The organism is Neisseria sp. P0021.S006 (assembly GCF_051956895.1).
The window spans coordinates 1-522 of sequence record NZ_JBQCWZ010001031.1 but is presented as its reverse complement, the minus strand read 5'-3'; the positions used below and the strand labels follow the sequence as shown (position 1 = coordinate 522).

The window sequence follows — 522 nt, the reverse complement described above, 5'->3', positions numbered from 1 at the left end:
CTCTTACATGCATCGCGCCGTTTTACCTTGAAGAACACTATTTCACTAATTTAGAAGCTATTCTCATCCCTTTACTTTTTACTTTCTACTTAGTGGGTTCGCTTGTTCACAGCATTCTTTGGCAACTTTTCGGACGTGAAAACATCAAGATCCGTAACCATACGCTGTCTCATGGTTATACCTTGTTCTCCATTGGGCGTTGGCGTAGTTTCCCATTGTCAGAAATCTCCGAATGGCATTCTCGTGACCATATTCCCAAAGCTCCTATTGCACAAGGAAGGAAACAGAGGTTGCCAAACGAAAGCATATACCAAAATGGTATGAAACGAAAAATTCACAATGTCCCCAATATTTTACGTATCCAAAAATGTGGGCAAGGCGTATGGGCTTTCGATTATCAGAGAAAAACCATACGTATCGGCGATTTTTTTGATAGCCGCGATTTTCAGGCAGTCAATATTGAATTGAACAGATTTATCCCCACATCTGCCAAAGCCCGTCAACTTAAAGACGTCCTTTAAA

Annotated in this window: 1 protein-coding gene; it reads left to right on the top strand. The window is 41.0% G+C overall.

All coding sequences use genetic code 11. The features are described from left to right. Window positions 1-521: hypothetical protein (locus tag ACTHUM_RS18550; RefSeq protein ID WP_440403761.1), on the top strand; the 521-nt coding region annotated here is incomplete at its 5' end. Window position 522: the final 1 nt, after the last annotated feature.